The 16,561-nt window shown below is 42.0% G+C and carries 21 protein-coding genes; all 21 read right to left on the reverse strand.

Translation table 11 applies throughout. The features are described from left to right. Positions 1 to 21: 21 nt before the first annotated feature. The 21 genes from pyrE to pyrF all read right to left on the reverse strand — a co-directional run bounded on the left by pyrE (position 22) and on the right by pyrF (position 16,531). Positions 22 to 705: an orotate phosphoribosyltransferase gene (gene pyrE / locus B5G00_RS15080; protein WP_087274218.1), complete on the reverse strand. Its 684-nt coding sequence runs from the start codon at positions 703 to 705 to the stop codon at positions 22 to 24. 92 nt (positions 706 to 797) lie between these two features. After that, positions 798 to 1,634, reverse strand: coding sequence for a Uma2 family endonuclease (locus B5G00_RS15085; protein ID WP_087274220.1), 837 nt, complete (start codon positions 1,632 to 1,634; stop codon positions 798 to 800). 399 nt (positions 1,635 to 2,033) lie between these two features. After that, positions 2,034 to 2,618, reverse strand: a complete 585-nt coding sequence (locus B5G00_RS15090; protein ID WP_140403173.1) for a helix-turn-helix domain-containing protein — start codon at positions 2,616 to 2,618, stop codon at positions 2,034 to 2,036. A gap of 67 nt (positions 2,619 to 2,685) precedes the next feature. Beyond that, positions 2,686 to 3,078 carry an SRPBCC family protein gene (locus B5G00_RS15095; protein WP_087274224.1) on the reverse strand — a complete coding sequence of 131 codons (393 nt, stop codon included), beginning with the start codon at positions 3,076 to 3,078 and terminating at the stop codon, positions 2,686 to 2,688. 856 nt (positions 3,079 to 3,934) lie between these two features. Further along, a complete protein-coding gene (locus tag B5G00_RS15100; RefSeq protein WP_087274226.1) occupies positions 3,935 to 4,303 on the reverse strand; it encodes a hypothetical protein in 369 nt (122 codons plus the stop codon). 126 nt (positions 4,304 to 4,429) lie between these two features. Beyond that, entirely contained in the window at positions 4,430 to 5,059 is a 630-nt protein-coding gene (locus tag B5G00_RS15105; protein WP_162613515.1) for a hypothetical protein, read from the reverse strand. A gap of 465 nt (positions 5,060 to 5,524) precedes the next feature. Then, positions 5,525 to 5,989: a GNAT family N-acetyltransferase gene (locus B5G00_RS15110; protein ID WP_087274327.1), complete on the reverse strand. Its 465-nt coding sequence runs from the start codon at positions 5,987 to 5,989 to the stop codon at positions 5,525 to 5,527. A gap of 43 nt (positions 5,990 to 6,032) precedes the next feature. Further along, on the reverse strand, positions 6,033 to 6,824 hold the full coding sequence (locus B5G00_RS15115; RefSeq protein WP_087274230.1) for a class I SAM-dependent methyltransferase: 792 nt from the start codon (positions 6,822 to 6,824) through the stop codon (positions 6,033 to 6,035). Positions 6,825 to 6,845: 21 nt separating this feature from the next. Further along, positions 6,846 to 7,292, reverse strand: coding sequence for a hypothetical protein (locus B5G00_RS15120; protein ID WP_087274232.1), 447 nt, complete (start codon positions 7,290 to 7,292; stop codon positions 6,846 to 6,848). Positions 7,293 to 7,328: 36 nt separating this feature from the next. Further along, entirely contained in the window at positions 7,329 to 7,910 is a 582-nt protein-coding gene (locus B5G00_RS15125) for a methyltransferase family protein (RefSeq protein WP_330396383.1), read from the reverse strand. Continuing rightward, positions 7,856 to 8,248: a HEPN domain-containing protein gene (locus B5G00_RS15130; RefSeq protein ID WP_087274234.1), complete on the reverse strand. Its 393-nt coding sequence runs from the start codon at positions 8,246 to 8,248 to the stop codon at positions 7,856 to 7,858. The genes B5G00_RS15125 and B5G00_RS15130 overlap by 55 nt, the downstream gene beginning before the upstream one ends. A 130-nt stretch (positions 8,249 to 8,378) precedes the next feature. Further along, a complete protein-coding gene (locus B5G00_RS15135; RefSeq protein ID WP_087274236.1) occupies positions 8,379 to 8,615 on the reverse strand; it encodes a hypothetical protein in 237 nt (78 codons plus the stop codon). Between the two features lie 360 nt (positions 8,616 to 8,975). Then, positions 8,976 to 9,869: a DMT family transporter gene (locus B5G00_RS15140; RefSeq protein ID WP_087274239.1), complete on the reverse strand. Its 894-nt coding sequence runs from the start codon at positions 9,867 to 9,869 to the stop codon at positions 8,976 to 8,978. Between the two features lie 7 nt (positions 9,870 to 9,876). After that, complete coding sequence (locus tag B5G00_RS15145; RefSeq protein WP_087274241.1) at positions 9,877 to 10,263, reverse strand: AraC family transcriptional regulator; 387 nt, start codon at positions 10,261 to 10,263, stop codon at positions 9,877 to 9,879. A gap of 159 nt (positions 10,264 to 10,422) precedes the next feature. Then, entirely contained in the window at positions 10,423 to 11,934 is a 1,512-nt protein-coding gene (locus B5G00_RS15150; protein ID WP_087274331.1) for a CoA-transferase, read from the reverse strand. 198 nt (positions 11,935 to 12,132) lie between these two features. Further along, positions 12,133 to 12,963: a protein-ADP-ribose hydrolase gene (locus tag B5G00_RS15155; protein WP_087274243.1), complete on the reverse strand. Its 831-nt coding sequence runs from the start codon at positions 12,961 to 12,963 to the stop codon at positions 12,133 to 12,135. 143 nt (positions 12,964 to 13,106) lie between these two features. Further along, positions 13,107 to 13,349 carry a DUF952 domain-containing protein gene (locus tag B5G00_RS15160; protein WP_087274245.1) on the reverse strand — a complete coding sequence of 81 codons (243 nt, stop codon included), beginning with the start codon at positions 13,347 to 13,349 and terminating at the stop codon, positions 13,107 to 13,109. Positions 13,350 to 13,425: 76 nt separating this feature from the next. Next, complete coding sequence (locus B5G00_RS15165; protein ID WP_087274247.1) at positions 13,426 to 13,695, reverse strand: hypothetical protein; 270 nt, start codon at positions 13,693 to 13,695, stop codon at positions 13,426 to 13,428. A 217-nt stretch (positions 13,696 to 13,912) separates the two neighbouring features. After that, a complete protein-coding gene (locus B5G00_RS15170; protein WP_087274249.1) occupies positions 13,913 to 14,815 on the reverse strand; it encodes a dihydroorotate dehydrogenase in 903 nt (300 codons plus the stop codon). After that, positions 14,815 to 15,591 (reverse strand): dihydroorotate dehydrogenase electron transfer subunit, encoded by a 777-nt coding sequence (locus B5G00_RS15175; RefSeq protein ID WP_087274251.1) that lies wholly within the window; start codon positions 15,589 to 15,591, stop codon positions 14,815 to 14,817. Before B5G00_RS15175 ends, B5G00_RS15170 begins: the two co-directional genes overlap by 1 nt. 10 nt (positions 15,592 to 15,601) lie before the next feature. Then, positions 15,602 to 16,531 carry an orotidine-5'-phosphate decarboxylase gene (pyrF, locus tag B5G00_RS15180; RefSeq protein WP_087274253.1) on the reverse strand — a complete coding sequence of 310 codons (930 nt, stop codon included), beginning with the start codon at positions 16,529 to 16,531 and terminating at the stop codon, positions 15,602 to 15,604. Positions 16,532 to 16,561 lie beyond the last annotated feature (30 nt).

A 16,561-nucleotide genomic window follows, 5' to 3' on the forward strand; every position in this document is an offset into this window, starting at 1 on the left:
CACTTCCCTAAATAATATCTCTTACCTTTTTGCTCCGTACTGTTCATAATATGCGTCAATAGCACTTTTCAGCTTGTCGTCTATAATTACTTTTCCCTTGTATTCCTTGTTGTATAAATGTTCTACAACCTCTTCCATAGTAACGATGGCGTTGGTTTCAAATCCGTAAAGATCCTTTACTTCCTCAAGAGCGCATTTTTCTCCGCCTTTTCCCACTTCCATACGGTCCAGAGATACCATCAGGCCTACGATTTCCACATCAGCGGCGCCTCTTACCTTTGGAACGGTTTCCTCCATAGATTTTCCGGAAGTGGTCACATCTTCGATCATAACTACTCTGTCACCGTCCTGGAGCTTGCTTCCAAGGAAACTTCCCTTATCTGCGCCATGGTCCTTTTCTTCCTTTCTGTCAGAGCAGTAACGGATTTCTTTTCCGTATAACTCACTATAGGCAATAGCTGTCACTACGCTGATGGGGATTCCTTTATAGGCCGGCCCGAAAAGTACGTCAAAATCGTCTCCATACTTGTCATGAATAGCCTTTGCGTAGTATTCCCCCAGGCGTTTTAACTGAGAGCCTGTGACATAAGCTCCTGCATTCATAAAGAAAGGAGACTTTCTGCCGCTCTTTAAGGTAAACTCTCCGAATTTCAGCACATTGCAGTCCACCATAAATTCAATAAACTCCTGCTTATACTGTTCCATATCTGCGTCCTCCTGTATCTTAAAACTTTTCAGTTTCATTCTTTCTTTGGTAAATTCCTTTTCATTCTAACATAAGTGCCGGGTATTTTCAATTAAGGAATGGCTGTTGCGGCCTTGTTTTCTTTCCACAGCCGTTTGGCAATATCAGAAAAATCGATTTCCAGATCTCCATCATAAATCCTCACAGGCACATAATCCTGGAAGGTATACATAGTAATCTCCGGCGCGTCTTTTCCTTCAAACCAATAGCATACAATTTTCTTTCTCTTTGTATCTATAATCCAATATTCCCTCACTCCTGCATTCATGTATTTCTGCACTTTAATTCCGTAGTCTCTCTTTCGGCTGGAGTCTGAAACTACTTCAATGCAGAAGTCCGGTGCGCCATAAATCCCTTTCCGGGTAACTCTGTCCTCCTGACATACCAAAACAATATCCGGCTGGACCATAGTTTTATCGTCACAATCCAACTGAACATCCAAAGGTGAGGAAAGAATGCGGCATAGTCCACCTTTTTTCCGAATGTATAATTTAAACTCAAAAATCAGCTCTGCCACAAGCTCCTGGTGTGTAAAATCCGGTGCCTCCAAAAAAACCAGTGTTCCGTCAATCAATTCTGCCCGCATATCTTCCGGCAGTTTCCGATAATCTCTAATGGTATATTCCCCTTGCTTTTTCGTAAAGTACTCTGTTTTTTCCTGAATAAAATCATCTGTACAGTCACCGGCAGAACCACACTCTTCCAATTTCTTACCATAATCCGGAAAAAGAATTTTTTCAAGGGCCTGCAGAGTATCATATCGAGGTGCTTTGGTCTCCCCTCGCAAAATTTTGTTGATTGTCCCTACCGGAACTCCCGACAGCTTGGAAAGCTGCTCTGTGGTAATCCCCATTTTCTTTTTCTGTTCATTCAGCTTTTCATAAAGCATGTACTCCCCTCCTAGTAAAACACAAATATAGGTTTAAATTTCATTCTTTTATATCTGTATTATATAACCGTTTTCAATCATTTTCAATCATTTTATCCTTTTACGGTTAACTCTATTTTCCCTTCATCGTTGTTAATAGTAGACATTCTGTATAATAAAAACAGCAAGTCAGAAATATACACCAACTGGCTGTTTTTAATCCCTTCGTTTGTAAATTCTTTTACTGTATCTGCGGGTAATTTTCATAGTTTATAATATTTTTCGGAAAAAGAGAGCCTTTATAAAGAAAACTAACGGATAACCTGCTCTATTTCCCTTTTTCTATTTTCACATGCCATGCTTACTTCCTGGTACAGACTGTTCCGGGCAAATATCTGAGAACACATTCTAACGTTATTCTTACCAGCCGCTGAACCAGTCGGAAATAATAGCAGAGATTTTATCTTTATATTTCTCCTGCAGAAAGCTCAGAATCAATCCTGTTATACCAATAAACAGCAGTGCTAAAGCAATAATCAAGATACCTAAAATCGGCCACTCTGTAATATAGTCATTGGCATTTGTATACCAGCTGCTCCAGGTATTGGCTTCCGATTGCTGATAGATACTGGCAAAAAGCGGGAGCAGGCAGCATAAAACAGCACCAATACCTGACATAACTCCAAAAATTATCAATTTTACTCTTTTATCAAATGTAGTTTTCTGATTTTTTACGTCCTCTCCCTTAATAATATAATCTGCTGTCACCCCATAAAATTCACACAGAGCTTTAAGATTGTCTAAATCAGGATAACTCTGTCCGGTTTCCCATTTTGATATTGCCTGTCTTGTAACATGCAGCTGTTCTGCAAGTTTTTCCTGTGATATACCTTTTGCTTTTCTTAAATACTGCAGACGTTCCCCTATTTCCATAACCTCACCCCGCTTTTCTTTTATTAAGAATAGCAATTTTTTTCTATCTGCACCACCGTCAAAAGAAGGCAAACCGGCAACTGTCAGTTGCAGTCTGTGAATTTCTCATCTATCTATACTTCTGTCTCAAAACCTGCCCTTATCCCAGTGCCTTTTCCAAATCCGCAACAAACAATGCCTGCTGCCTTCTCAAGTATCTTTTAATAAAAGGTCTTAAAAAGATTTTTTTCACCGTCACATTTTCTGTAAATTCTATTTCCGTTTTTCCTTCTTTCGGTATAAAAATGCCGACCCAATGGCCTTTCATATTGCTGTTCTCCATATCAAATTCCCATCGTTCATATGGTACTGAAGAAGTGATGGTAAAAGTAGTCGGATATCCCTCTTTTGTATACTCCACAAACTGGTTTTTCCCCAAAAGTTCCGTTCTGCTTAAGTCACTGCGCCATGAATAATTCTCAACATCTGTGACCACATCCCAGACTTTAGAAATATCTGCCGAAAGAACTGTTTTAATATTAGAAACCGCCATACTCCACCCCTCCAAAATCGCAATATCATACTTTAATACTGACTGTATTATACAATATAATCCTCTCACTGAGAATAGACGGTCCCTATAGTCTGATCTGAAAATCGTCTAATATGAAAGTCTCGATGAAAATTCCGGCCTTACAAGGGAAGCATTGGTCCACAATACAGAACCTCTATAGCGGATTGCGCCTTTCCGTAGCTTTAACGTTAAACAAAGAATCGAGACTTTGAATTGCCCACCAGATAATAAAATCCCACTCCGAAGACCCAGGATTTAGCAACTGGACTTCACGAGAAATGATTACAGTCAAACTTTCAACAGCAGACTATAAAACACCTCTGATTTTCTGAATCGTAGATTCCTGGCTATAGTATTTCTCCCCAGTATACAGTTCATTTTCCTACTCTTGGATTTTTAACCATAGTATCTACCTCTAAAGTACGGTTTATTTTCCTATTCTTGAATTTTTAACCGTAATATCCACCTATAAAGTACGGTTCATTTTCCTATTCTTGAATTCTTAACCGTAATATCCACCTCTAAAGTACGGTTCATTTTCCTACTCTTGGATTTTTAACCGTAACATCCACCTCTAAAGTACGGTTTATTTTTCTATTCTTGGATTTTCAGCGGTACTTATCCCCGGATATACATAGTAAACCTACTTATTTTGAAATAACTCATCTTAAATTTCTAATGTTGTGTGCAAAAAAGATTTAATAAATTCCAAAATTTCATTTCCCGGGACAACCAAAAACTCCTCTATGAAAACAGTCCGGCCTAACAAAATAAACTGACCTATCTGTTGGAAATCGCAGACAGGGCAGCCTTTTTTCTCACATACATATCTTTATTATTTCAGGCCTTTGCACAATGGAATCAGGCAAAGCAGTATAACGATGCCAACCAGACCGACAACAATGCCTAAGATCATATTTCCCCATACCATTGTGAAGCACATGCCGACTCCCAGAGCCAAAGCTCCTACAATCCCGACAACTGCTGTCAGCACTGCTTTCCCGCTGATCTTTATAGGCTGCTTATGCTCCATTTTCCGCCATACAAATACTGTGATCAAAGCAAATACAATTCCCACACATCCTACAATAATTCCCGGTCTGAATGCGTTCCACTCCGGAATCATAGCCATGCACATTCCCAGTGCAAAAAACAAGCCGCTGATAATACCTAAAATCAATGCAACAAAATTACTTTTCTTCATTTCGAAGACCTCCTCTTATCCTTTTTTGATTACAGGAGGTATCATATACCTTGTTTGTTTCGTTTTTGTTTTAGTTTTGTTTTTCTAATATTAATAAGAACAGCTTTCTACGAAAAAAAGAACCCCTCAGGATTCTTTTCTCTTAGAAGCATAATAAATCATGCTGATACCCAGCAGTGCAATAAGTATACATACTGCCATTCCCGTAAGCGCATTCATCCGGTTCGCATCTAAGTGGCTGGTGTTCTGAAAGGATGCCAGCATGGTTGTCTGCAGCGTAAGCATTGACACCAGAGCATCGGCCACTCCTATATTCCGGATAGTGATCAGAATGGGTGACTGCATCTTTCTTACCTTGACCATATTGATCACAGCCATAGTTGTTTTATAAAAAGTGTAAGCCGCAATAGATATAGCCATGATTTTCGAATAAGCTTTAGCTCTTCCTTTTGCTATCGTCAGCAAAACAACACCGCTTAACGCCAGATTCAAAAGGAGAAGCAGAATCCCATCTGTTTTAATGACTGCCAGTTCTTTTTTTCTGATCAGTTTCTGGTTTTTCATACGGGATATTTTTCTTCCTGTGTTAACAGCATGATAACGCATGACCCCAAGCAGGCTGTAATAGACAGCCGTAGTAATAAACCAGGAAGACTGGTTCACAATGCCGATCACTCCATTATATACAGTATATGCCACATTAATAATAAAAGACGGCATCGTGGTGAGTATTGTCCGGAAAGTATAATCTTCCAAAAACTGAGCTCCGAAGGAAGTTTTCTTTACAGTCATCAGAAGCTTTTCAATAACCCCATTTCTCAGGTTATAAACAAATACAGGCTGCAGTCAACGAAACAGCTGCGAAAATGTATACCAGAATTCCTGCAATCTGCGGCAGAATACCTTTTTGAACCTGTATCACAGAAAAGGCCGCAGCACCTACCGCCAGCAGATAAACAATTAAATGGTTAATGTCTTTCTTCATCTTATCCAACGTCTTTTCAAAGTCCGCTGTTCCCCCTCTCTTTTTATAGGGTAACTATATCATAGTTTTGTTTCATTTTTGTTTATTTTTGCTAAGTTTTAAAATTTAACAATTCTGAAACAAAAGTCCGGAAAATAATTCTATTAAAATCTGCATTATCAGAAGCCTCACAGAAAAAGCTGCCGTACCAGTAGGTCGCAGGTACGGCAGCTTTTCTTTCGGTCTCTTTTTACTTTTTATATCGGCAGCTCCATTTCATGAGCCATATTCACAAAACCATATTTTTCATATAAAGGCCGCCCCATAGCAGTGGCTTCCAGAGAAATAGCTGTGATCCCCCTGTCCTTAGCCTCTTTGACAAGAAGATCCAATGTCTTATAGGCAATACCCTTTCTTCGATATTCTGGTCTTGTATACATATTCATAATATAGGCTTTTCTTCCTGTTGGATTATGATATGTAGGCATAACCTGAAAAAAGCTGATGCCTCCTGCACCTACAAAATCATTTTCCTCAAAAACCAGATATGTCGTATGGCTCCCATCACAAAGAGCCCTTTTATAGTACTCATAAGACTGCTCTTCTACCTCCGTCATATCAACATCTTGAGATAATTGGTTGGCAGCCCTCAATATCTCCATTCTTGTTTCCGTTAATATATCCAGGTCTTCAATGGTGGCTCGTTTGTATAAAAATGCCATCTTAATCCTCCTGTAATCCTGCTCCATTTCTTTAAAAACCTTTTTACTTCTGAAAAATATCAATGGCATGGCTGGTAACTCCCGCCAAGTCTTCTCTTTCACAGGTAGCGAAATGATACTTTAAATATAACTGAAAAGTTTCCTCATCCATAGCATCAACGGCTTCTCTCATAAACAAGGCACAGCCGTCTGTCGCAACGTAATGAAGCCTTGTAACTGGAAAAATGGACATTAACTCATCAATATCTTCCTTCCGGACAAGCTCAAATAAATCCTTTGGCTCGGATTTGGCTGCAAAGGTCTCAGAGTCCAGCAGCCCTTCCCGGACGTAGTCTGCAACGCTGATATTTCCCCGATGGAATCCTTCGTCAAGGAGACATCCATCTGAAATAACATAAGCGGCAAAAATAACGCCGCCCTTTTTTGTCACCCGGATGGCTTCCTGGATTGCCTGCTCTTTATCTTCTTGGCTATAAAGATGATACAGGGGCCCAAGCAGCAGCGTGATATCGTATTTATCATCTGGAAATACTGACAAGTCCAGGGCATTCCCCTGCCTGATAGTGATATTTTCCTCCGGCAATGTATTTTCCCGGAAAACATTCATATTATGCTGGACTAATTCTACTGCATCCACAGAATATCCCTGGCGGGCCAGAGCGTGGGAATATCTTCCTGTGCCTGCTCCAATTTCAAGGACACGATGTCCAGGACGTATGTACTTATTTATATATCGCATAGTCGTAAGGAACTCAACGGAACCATGTTTCAGAGCCAGTCGTTTGTCCTCATCATAATTATTATAAAAGTCTATTAAATATGGATTTATACTCATTTTCTGTCTCCCTGGCTTCCTTTAACCACTGTTTTTTCTTTTCTTATAGCAGATAATCTGGGGCTCTGTGCCATTGCATTTATAGGAACAGACTAGAAGATATTTATCATCTCCCACAACCCCATAACACCGGTCACTTTCGTGGATTTCTATCTGATTGCCCCAGTATATGTTATTATCCTCCAGCAATTTTACAGTCTGTCCGTTGTCCAGAGGATACTCCAGATTAACGTAAAATCCATTCAGCAGATTCAGGTCCTTTACCTCCAGATTTTTAATCCCAAGACTGTTAAATTCGTCCGTCAAATCTTTTTTGAATCTATGAAGTGCCTCAGTACCTCCCTGCTTAACAGTCTCAGCGGCAATACACCTGCCGCCGAAAGGGTGTCCATCTGTTTTTATACAGCCTCCGCATTCCTCTCTTCTCTCACATTCCCCACAGCAGTTCAAACCGCAGATTGCCTGCATAGCTATACCTCCTATCGCTATAAGCCTTTTTTCATATCAAATGTAACGTCTTACCCTTTTCATATATTCTCTGTATGCTTTCCCAAATTTCAGTATACACCATCTCTCCTCAGCCAGTATTATCCAATGAGCAGAAATCTGAAACAACATCACCACCCCCAGCAGTATCCATGACTGAGTCAAAAGAGCCATACCTATAAAGCAAATGAAATAAGCAACATACATTGGATTCCGTGAAAACTTGTAAAGTCCCTTATTGTTAAATCCTACCTCGTCAGGAAAAGAAAAATTGACCATTGCAGCCGAGCATAAGCCAAGTCCCAAAATGTAACTGACAATCCCTGTATAAAACTGCCAGGAATTCTCTATCAGAACATTCAGAAAAAGCAAATATATAAACATTGCAATATTTGATATCTGATAGATATAATAGGCTGCTTTTTCCCTCCCCTGTACTGGTGCAAAATAGGCTGCCCTAGCCAGGGCTTTCGGATTTAAAATGAAGGGCAACAAGAATCTGATCGTCAAAAAAGGCAAAAGTAAGAAAAATCCATTCATAGTCATTATAGATTGATTGATTTTAATTTTTTCACTGTATCGTACATAATAGCAAGGCATTTTTCAAATTCTTCTTTTGATACAGTATAAAAATCATCACCGGGATATCGTGCATCAAAATAAAAATCTGTAAGATAGGCCAGACCTATGGTATTCAACTCTAATTCTGGTTTTATATCGTTTAATTTTGCTGCGATTTTTTTCAGGCTGTTTTTTCTGAGCAATTCTGAAACATCTTCCTCTAAAAGCATCCGATCTAGATATCCCTTTAAAAATTTTTCTGCAACCTGCTGGCATTGTACTGCTAATTGGTTATAAAATGTATTCCCGGTTTTCAGCACAGCTTCCAGATATTGCAGGTCATTTTCCGCAATGTCCAGATAAGTATTTTTAATCATCACACTACCTCCAAAATTAATTATGTCTCCTTTGTAACGTCTCTTTTTGCAGCTATCCATTCTCCTTTAGTTTTAAATTGGACAAATGGGTATAATCCTGCCCTGCTACTCATCCTCAATAAAAATACTCCTATAATTCCTTTAATTTCCCCTCTTCCAGATAGTAAATGTTTTCCCATTTATATCCATACTCAGAGTTTCCTTTGGAAATGTGCGGTTCGAAAGTGAAATAAGAAACTTCGCTGAGCTTTTTCTTATTGCCCTTCTCTATATAAATACGGTCTCCGCTTCTTCTCTCGATAGAATGTCCCAGATTTCCAAGAAAGTCAAAATTCACGTATCCCTTCTCAGTAATCTGTTTGTTCATATGATAAAAAAGTTCTTCAAAGGGTACCAGAAGGAATCTGCTCCCAACTCCAGCATTTTATCTTCACATAATTTTCGAACTTCTATGAGACTCATTCCGGGCTCCAGCACCCTTTTTATATATTCCATAGTCTCTTTTCCAATATCCTGCACTGCTTATAGTCCATACATCCTCCTATGGGGCAGATTCTTCCCCATCTTTATGAGAATAATAGCAAATCTCCTTGACATACACAATAAAATTTCTGCAATATCCCATAAAAAGCCTGCCCTATACTGTTTTTGCACAAAGCAGACTTTCTATGAATTACTCTTATTCACATTTCAAATTCGATATCTCTCTGCGGAAATAAAAAGCCATTCAGCTCTTTTTTCTTTTCGGCTTCATCTCAGATATGCCCAGGCCGACTAGGGTAAGCAGAACTCCCAGAGCTGACATCACTGTTATCTGCTCGTGTAAAATAAGGGCTGAAGCAATCACCGTGATTACCGGCACCAGGTAGATATAAATGCTGGTCTTCACAGCTCCCAGTTTCTTTACGGAAAAATTCCAGGTAACAAAGCACAGTGCTGAGGCTCCTGCTCCCAGATAAAGGATATTCAGCAGGTTCACAGGTTTTCCCAGAGGTGCCAGATTCAGCCTAAAGTCCAGCAGAAAAGAAGCCGGTATCATAAACAAGATACCATAGAAAAAAGTCCTCCGGGTAGTCAGCACCACCGGATAGCCCAGACTGCTGATTTTTCTGGAAAGAATAGAGTATACTGCCCACACCAGAGCCGCCAGCAGTGCCAAAAGTTCCCCTGTAGGATTCAACTTAAGTTCTACCCCATTAAAACTGATCATCACGATTCCAGCCATAGCCATGAGAAAGCCTATGAAAAAAGGAACCCCCAATTTTTTCTCTTCCTTCATGAGTATATGGGCCAGTATGGCGGTGAAAAAGGGAGCAGCAGAAATGATCACTCCTACATTAGAAGCCAGAGTATAAGTCAGGGCAATATTTTCCAGAAGGTAATATAGGCAAATCCCGCATAATCCTGCGCCTGCAAACAACAGCTCTTCTCCTGTCCCTGTCGTTTTTAATTTTCTAGGGCTCAGCAGCAATAAAAGCACAAATCCAATAACAAAGCGGAACACCAGTATTTCTATAGGCTGAAAGTCCTCCAGCAACACTTTTGTAGAAATGAAAGTAGTTCCCCAGATAAGAATGGTCAAAGCTGCTGTTAAATGTCCTATATAATTTTTCTTCTTCATATCACTCTTATTCTGTCCTTTCTTTTAAATTAGTCCCGTTCTCTTTAGTATCCTCTTTTATCCGGTAGATTTCTCGGTAGCTGCCGGGAGGGATCCCTGTAAAACTGGTAAAATAATTGGTAAAATGGCTTTGGTCTGAAAATCCGTTTCCCAGTGCTGCTTCTAGCTCTTTTATTACGTTTTTGGAAAAGACGGGCAGTTCTCTTTTTCCCGTCAGTTCTATTGTCAGTGTCGTCATTACTTCTTTGGAGATATTCAGACCTCTGTAATCCAGGTCTTCCCCATCTTCCTGAGAACAGGAATGGTTGTCTCCCGGGTGGAAAGGAAGGATATCTCCTCCAGTCACTATAATATTCTCTGCCTTTACAGGAAAGCTTCCGTCTGCCTTTTTCACGTTTCGCCATTCCTCCTGCCAGCCTTTATTGTACCATCTGACCGGGCAAAAGGCTTGTAAAATATCTTCATCTGAGGAAAAGTTCACCCCGGATTCAATCCCTGTGCAGTTTTGAATCCGAGGTGATATTATATTCCCTAATATTGAGGTCCTAATGTATTATTTTTCCACCTCAAAAGGCAGCCTCCCAAGAATATCTCTTTCCATATCCACGCCAGGATAGACCTCTATTAGTTTTAACCCTTTTGGTGTCAGCCGAAAAACACAGCGTTCAGTTACATACAGCACTTTCTGTCCATTGGCTATGGCCCGCTTCGCTGAAAAGCTAATGCTCCCAACGCTGTCCACAAATTTTGGAACAGAACCTTCTTTATGAATTGTTACAACGCCTTTTTTCTGGGAAACTTCCAGTCCCTTTGTATTGAAAGTCATACAGAATACAACCGTTGGCGTCTTCGCCGTAATATTAGCAAAACCACCGATTCCGGCAAAAGCCCCTGTTCCCCGATGAGCATTGACATTTCCTTCCTTGTCCACTTCCAGTGCTCCCATAAAGCAGATATCCAGACCACCGTTATCATAAAGGTCGAACTGATTGGCCATATCATAAACCGAAGAAGCGCCGATCATGGCTCCAAAAACTTCTCCCGAGACAGGAAATCCCCCAATCCCCCCAGACTCAACTGTAAGAGTGACCATATCCAGCATCCCGTTTTTTCTGGTATGTCTGGAGACCATTTCTGGTATTCCAATACCGATGTTAACAATATCATCTACCCGTAGCTCCTTTGCTGCCCGTCTGCCGATTATATTGCCTACCACACTGTTTTTTGTCTGCTTTGAGGAAACCGTGTCGATTTTTTCATTCCACATGCTCCAGTCCTCATAGGGAATTTCAAAACTTCCTGTCAGAGCCTTATAGGCTTCGTTTCTCTCCTCAGGCTCTGCCACCACAATCGCGTCCACCAGGCATCCCGGAATAATAGCATTTCTGGGACGAGAAGGTCTATCAACCAGACGGTCTACCTGTACAATCACCTTCCCACGGTTTGCCTTTACAGCCTGGCAGATAGACAGCGCATCGCCGGACATAAACATATCATCAAAAGAAATATTTCCCTTTCGATCTGCTGCGGTTCCTTTTATCAAAGCAACTGTAATTTTAGGCAGTTTATAGTAGAGGAATTCCTCTCCATCCACTTCCACATATTTCACCAGAGAATCATCGATGGAAATTCTGTTAATGCCAGGTCCCTCTCTCCTGGGATCTACAAAAATATCCAGTCCCACTTTGGAAAGCGCCCCCGGCAGCCCTCCGGCCTGGGCTCGGATTGCATGGGAAATGCAGCCCAGGGGCAAATTATAAGCCTCAAAGCGGTCCTCCAGCACCAATTTCTTCGTACTCAGCATTGCTCCGAAGTGACCACAGATCAGTCTGTCTACCGCCCCCTCCCGAATATAGCCTTCTGCATTATGTTCTTCATCCCAGACCCCGAAACCGGCGCTGGAAATAATCGTCAGATGCCGCGGTGACTGCATCCTCTGATATCTTCGATAAATTGCCTCGTGAAGTTCCACCGGATTTTCAATACCAACAAAAGAATTGACGCAAATACAATCTCCATCCCGTATCAAACGTATTGCTTCATCCGCATTCATTATTTCATACATGACACGCCTCTCCCCCTGGATTTTCTGTTCACACATCCTGTCCCGTTTTTGAAGCAATGCACACTGCCTCCGCCCGAAACCCCTCCGCAATGTCCAAAAACAGCACAATATGTAGATAATACTATCAGAATCTTTTTTCAAAGTCCAGGGAAATTCCGGCCTCTCTTCATAACTTTCTCAGCACTCTATTTTTTCTCTTTATACAAGCTGTTTATAAAGCTCTCTGTCCACATCCTTAAACACATTAAAGATGATCCTGTCAAAATCCTTCTCATGCTCTTCCAGAAATTTCCTTACTTCAGACACTGCAATTATAGCAGCCTCCTCATTTGGGAATCGAAATTCTCCTGTACTGATACAACAAAAAGCAACAGAACGTATCCCATGTTCTGCACAGCATTTCAGAACATTTTCATAGCAGCTTCTTAAATCATTTTTCAGCTCCTCTGTAAGTCTCCCATAGACGATAGGACCTACAGTATGGATCACATACTCTGCCGGAAGATTATAGGCCTCTGTAAGCGCAGCCTGTCCTGTAGGCTCCTCATAATCCTTGCCATATTGGACCTTTCGGTGTTCCATATACTGGCTGCATGCCTCTCTCAGTTCAATTCCTGCCGCACTGTGGATTGCATTGTCAATGCAGCCGTGGCAAGGATGAAAGCAGCCCAGCATCTGAGAATTAGCTGCATTCACAATAGCCCCCACCTGCAGTCTGGTAATATCTCCCTGCCAGACAGATATCTTATCTCCAAAAGGCCTCCGGCTTCCATACTGCCGGACCGCTGTGGGAATCTCTTCCAAAGTTACAATCCCCTTTTCCACTGCTTCCTTCCGGAGAAAGTCATCCTGTACTTCCAAAACCTCAGGGTCCATAGCCCCCGGCATACGGATATTCATCAGGGATCGGAGAGCTCTCCGCTTCTCCTGATAATCCTCTCCAACTTCCAGACCCTTGTACCAAAGAGAGTCCTTCTTAAATTCCTCCAGCAGATAATCCAGTCTATCTTCCTGTGTTTTATTGATCATTACAAATTCAACCTCTTTCCTGTGTCTTTAGCAGACTATTATATGTTGTATGTTATGCATGCTTCTATTGTAAGTTTCTATGTTACATCCGCACAAACAATAATAACAGTTTTATTTTGTAATGTCAATAGTTACATCGAATCCTATTTATTTTCAATACCTGATAATTCCGGATTTTTTATCCAACTTCCATCCTCTGCTCTCAAATAGGGAAGAACCGCTACAATTGCTTCAGATTTTATAGGGCCGTAAATATGCGGATATGTCCGTCCGCAGCCTTCCAGATCCTCCCATTTTACCGGAGCATCCAGCAAATCCTTTCCAGGGTACTTCTTCCCCTTCATCTTTTCCCACACTTCTTTCTCTATACAATGCAAAATCTTCATTTTTCTCTTTCCTTTTTCATTTTTTATCAGTACTCTCAGTGTACAAGGGACCACATGGTCAGAATAGCTGAATTCTTCATTTCACCAGTACCTGTATCAATATGTAAGCCACAAGAAAGATTGCTCCATACAAAATCGCCCATAAAAGGGAATAACGATACAGCAAAAGTACCCCCAGCAGTACCGGAACAATAACTGTTTTTCCCACACTTACATAATTGGGTCCCGAAGCTGTCATAGTCGTAAAAGAGCTTACCTTTCCTTTTTTCTGGAGAAAGACCAGTACCAGCCCGAGAATTGCCAGAACTGTAGCAAAAATCATCAACCCTACAAATAAACCTTCCATCTGATTCCCTCCTCTGTAAATCCGCCCTCAGGTTTTAAACGGATATACCCATAATCTGGACCTTTTCCTTGTTTTCTGCTTATATTCTACCACTTGTCTATGTAAAAAGCATTCCTTTCTATATATTCTTTTCCAGAACCATAAACCCCCGTAAGAGCCTGCAGAATCCCACTTTTTAATAGTGCCGAATTTCCGCAGGCCTCTTACAGGGGCCTTTTTATCTTACCGCGCCAATAAGCTGACAGATATCCTCTATTTCATTTTTCTCCATATATTCCCGGATTCCATCGATGATTTCCAGTGTAGCATATGGGTTCATAAAGTTTGCGGTTCCCACTGCCACTGCAGAAGCACCTGCAAGAATAAACTCCAGAGCGTCCTCTGCGTTCTGGATACCGCCCATACCGATTATCGGAATCTTTACCGCCTGGGCAACCTGATAGACCATCCGCACTGCTACCGGCTTAATGCAGGGGCCGGAAACTCCTCCGGTCTTGTTTGCCAGGGCAAAGGTCCTTCTGTTTACATCAATTTTCATTCCCGTAAGGGTATTGATAAGAGAGACTGCGTCTGCTCCGCCGGCTTCCGCCGCTTTGGCGATTTCTGCAATATCCGTTACGTTAGGGGTCAGCTTCATGATCACCGGCTGTCCGGCAACTTTCTTGATCTGAGCAGTCAGCTCCTCTACATGCTTTGGGTCCTGTCCAAAAGCCAGGAAGTTAGCGTTTACATTTGGACAGGAAATATTGATCTCCAGCATATCCACTGGCTCCTGAGCCAGTCTTTCCACCACTGCCAGATATTCCTCTGGAGCGTGTCCGCAGACGTTGACGATCACTTTTGTATCAAACTGCTGCAGGTAAGGAATGTCTCTCTTGCAGAATACTTCCACTCCCGGATTCTGCAGACCAATAGCGTTCATCATTCCGCTGTGGATTTCTGCAATACGGGGCGTCGGATTCCCTGTCCAGGGAACGTCTGCCACACCCTTGGTCACCACTGCTCCCAGCTTATTTAAATCTACAAACTCACTGTACTCTGCTCCTGAACCAAAAGTTCCGGAGGCTGTCATTACCGGGTTCTTTAATTCCACTCCCCCGATCTTTACTTTCATATTCATTAAAGTTCCACCTCCGTACTTAAGAATACAGGACCATCTTTACAGATTCTTTTATTGTGGACCTGAGAATGAGCATCCACCTCTTTTGACTTGCAGACACAGGCCAGACAGGCGCCGATGCCGCAGGCCATCCGTTCCTCCATGGAAATGTAGCAGGGAATATCCTGTTCCTGGGCATAGGCCTTAATGGCCCGCAGCATGGGAGCCGGCCCACAGGCAAAGATTAAATCTGCCTCCAGATGATTCTCCCTGATAGCGTCCATAACATTTCCTTTCGTTCCCAGGCTGCCGTCCTCTGTAGCTACAACAAATTTCCCGGCTTTTTCAAACTCATCCTGAAGGAAAATATTTTTATCCCGGTATCCGGCGATCACTCTCACCTCTCCCTTGGCCTCTTTTGCGGTCTCCAGCATAGGCGGAATGCCAATGCCCCCTCCCATAAGGAAGACTCTCTTTCCTTCTGTCTCCTCCATGGGAAAACCATTTCCCAGAGGGCCAAGAATCTCTATAGTGTCTCCTGCTTTTTTCTGAGAGAACTCTGCAGTTCCCTTCCCTGCGATTCTGTAGACAATACGCAGGGCGCCTTTTTCTTTATCGATCTCACAGATACTGATAGGCCTTGGCAGGATTCTGCCGGAATCTTCACAGTACAGAGAGATAAACTGTCCCGGTGCCGCCTGCTCTGCAATTTCTTTTGCTGACAGCCACATACTGTAAATATCCGGGCTGATCATCTCCTGGCTGATAATACTGCTGGTCATCTTTAACTTTGCCATGGTTTCCTCCTTATTTTGCAGCCTTCAGGGCTCCGTCAATATCCGCAATCATATCTTCTACTGCCGCTCTGGAAGCATCTCCAAAGTTCTCTTCTCCGAATTTTGCGTATTTTTCCTGTTTGTAGGCAGCGATGATGCCTCTGGAGGAGTTTACGATAGCTCCCAGTCCGTCTTCATTAAAGAAATGTACCAGATCCTTTCCCTGACCTCCCTGAGCGCCATATCCTGGAACCAGGATGTAAGCTTTAGGCATGATCTTTCTCAGGATCTTGCCCATTTCCGGATAGGTAGCGCCTACCACAGCGCCTACATAGCTATAGGAATCTCCCATGCATTCTTCTCCCCACTGAGCAACCTTTTCTCCCACCAGTTCATAGAGAGGTCTGCCGTCAATGATCCGGTCCTGGAACTCACCGCTGGAAGGGTTTGAGGTCTTTACCAGCACAAAGATTCCCTTCTTTTCTTCTTTGCACACATCGATAAAAGGCTTAACCCCATCAGAACCCAGGTATGGATTCACAGTGGCAAAATCTTCATCAAAAGCAGCGATCTTATTGTCCCCTACCTGTACTTTTCCCAGATGTCCTACTGCATAGGCAGCAGATGTGGAGCCGATATCTCCTCTTTTAATATCTCCGATCACAACCAGGTCTTTGCTCTTACAGTAATCTACGGTCTTTTTATAGGCCATAAGTCCGGGAATGCCAAACTGTTCATACATAGCAATCTGAGGTTTTACAGCAGGGATCAGGTCATAAGTTTTATCCACGATTTCCTTATTAAACTGCCAGATAGCTTCTGCCGCTCCTTCTAAAGTCTCCCCATACTCTTTAAAAGCCTTCTCCTGAATATGCTTTGGGATATAATTCAGCATCGGGTCCAGGCCCACGACGATAGGTGCATTTGTTTTCTGAATTTTTGCTGTGAGTTTATTGATCATTTTTCTTCTTCCTCCAGGTATTCTTTTTTT

The sequence above is a fragment of the Blautia sp. An46 genome (genome assembly GCF_002161645.1).
Classification (GTDB): domain Bacteria; phylum Bacillota; class Clostridia; order Lachnospirales; family Lachnospiraceae; genus Blautia; species Blautia ornithocaccae.

What these genes read in the sequence shown, in the direction of transcription:
- B5G00_RS15160 (WP_087274245.1), bottom strand. Translation starts at nt 13,349, where the DNA reads ATGAAGATTTTGCATTGTATAGAGAAAGAAGTGTGGGAAAAGATGAAG.
- B5G00_RS15125 (WP_330396383.1), bottom strand. Translation starts at nt 7,910, where the DNA reads ATGCCTTGCTATTATGTACGATACAGTGAAAAAATTAAAATCAATCAA.
- B5G00_RS15120 (WP_087274232.1), bottom strand. Translation starts at nt 7,292, where the DNA reads ATGCAGGCAATCTGCGGTTTGAACTGCTGTGGGGAATGTGAGAGAAGA.
- pyrF (WP_087274253.1), bottom strand. Translation starts at nt 16,531, where the DNA reads ATGATCAATAAACTCACAGCAAAAATTCAGAAAACAAATGCACCTATC.
- B5G00_RS15115 (WP_087274230.1), bottom strand. Translation starts at nt 6,824, where the DNA reads ATGAGTATAAATCCATATTTAATAGACTTTTATAATAATTATGATGAG.
- B5G00_RS15130 (WP_087274234.1), bottom strand. Translation starts at nt 8,248, where the DNA reads ATGATTAAAAATACTTATCTGGACATTGCGGAAAATGACCTGCAATAT.
- B5G00_RS15165 (WP_087274247.1), bottom strand. Translation starts at nt 13,695, where the DNA reads ATGGAAGGTTTATTTGTAGGGTTGATGATTTTTGCTACAGTTCTGGCA.
- B5G00_RS15110 (WP_087274327.1), bottom strand. Translation starts at nt 5,989, where the DNA reads ATGGCATTTTTATACAAACGAGCCACCATTGAAGACCTGGATATATTA.
- B5G00_RS15150 (WP_087274331.1), bottom strand. Translation starts at nt 11,934, where the DNA reads ATGTATGAAATAATGAATGCGGATGAAGCAATACGTTTGATACGGGAT.
- pyrE (WP_087274218.1), bottom strand. Translation starts at nt 705, where the DNA reads ATGGAACAGTATAAGCAGGAGTTTATTGAATTTATGGTGGACTGCAAT.
- B5G00_RS15085 (WP_087274220.1), bottom strand. Translation starts at nt 1,634, where the DNA reads ATGCTTTATGAAAAGCTGAATGAACAGAAAAAGAAAATGGGGATTACC.
- B5G00_RS15170 (WP_087274249.1), bottom strand. Translation starts at nt 14,815, where the DNA reads ATGAATATGAAAGTAAAGATCGGGGGAGTGGAATTAAAGAACCCGGTA.
- B5G00_RS15140 (WP_087274239.1), bottom strand. Translation starts at nt 9,869, where the DNA reads ATGAAGAAGAAAAATTATATAGGACATTTAACAGCAGCTTTGACCATT.
- B5G00_RS15095 (WP_087274224.1), bottom strand. Translation starts at nt 3,078, where the DNA reads ATGGCGGTTTCTAATATTAAAACAGTTCTTTCGGCAGATATTTCTAAA.
- B5G00_RS15175 (WP_087274251.1), bottom strand. Translation starts at nt 15,591, where the DNA reads ATGGCAAAGTTAAAGATGACCAGCAGTATTATCAGCCAGGAGATGATC.
- B5G00_RS15135 (WP_087274236.1), bottom strand. Translation starts at nt 8,615, where the DNA reads ATGAACAAACAGATTACTGAGAAGGGATACGTGAATTTTGACTTTCTT.
- B5G00_RS15100 (WP_087274226.1), bottom strand. Translation starts at nt 4,303, where the DNA reads ATGAAGAAAAGTAATTTTGTTGCATTGATTTTAGGTATTATCAGCGGC.
- B5G00_RS15155 (WP_087274243.1), bottom strand. Translation starts at nt 12,963, where the DNA reads ATGATCAATAAAACACAGGAAGATAGACTGGATTATCTGCTGGAGGAA.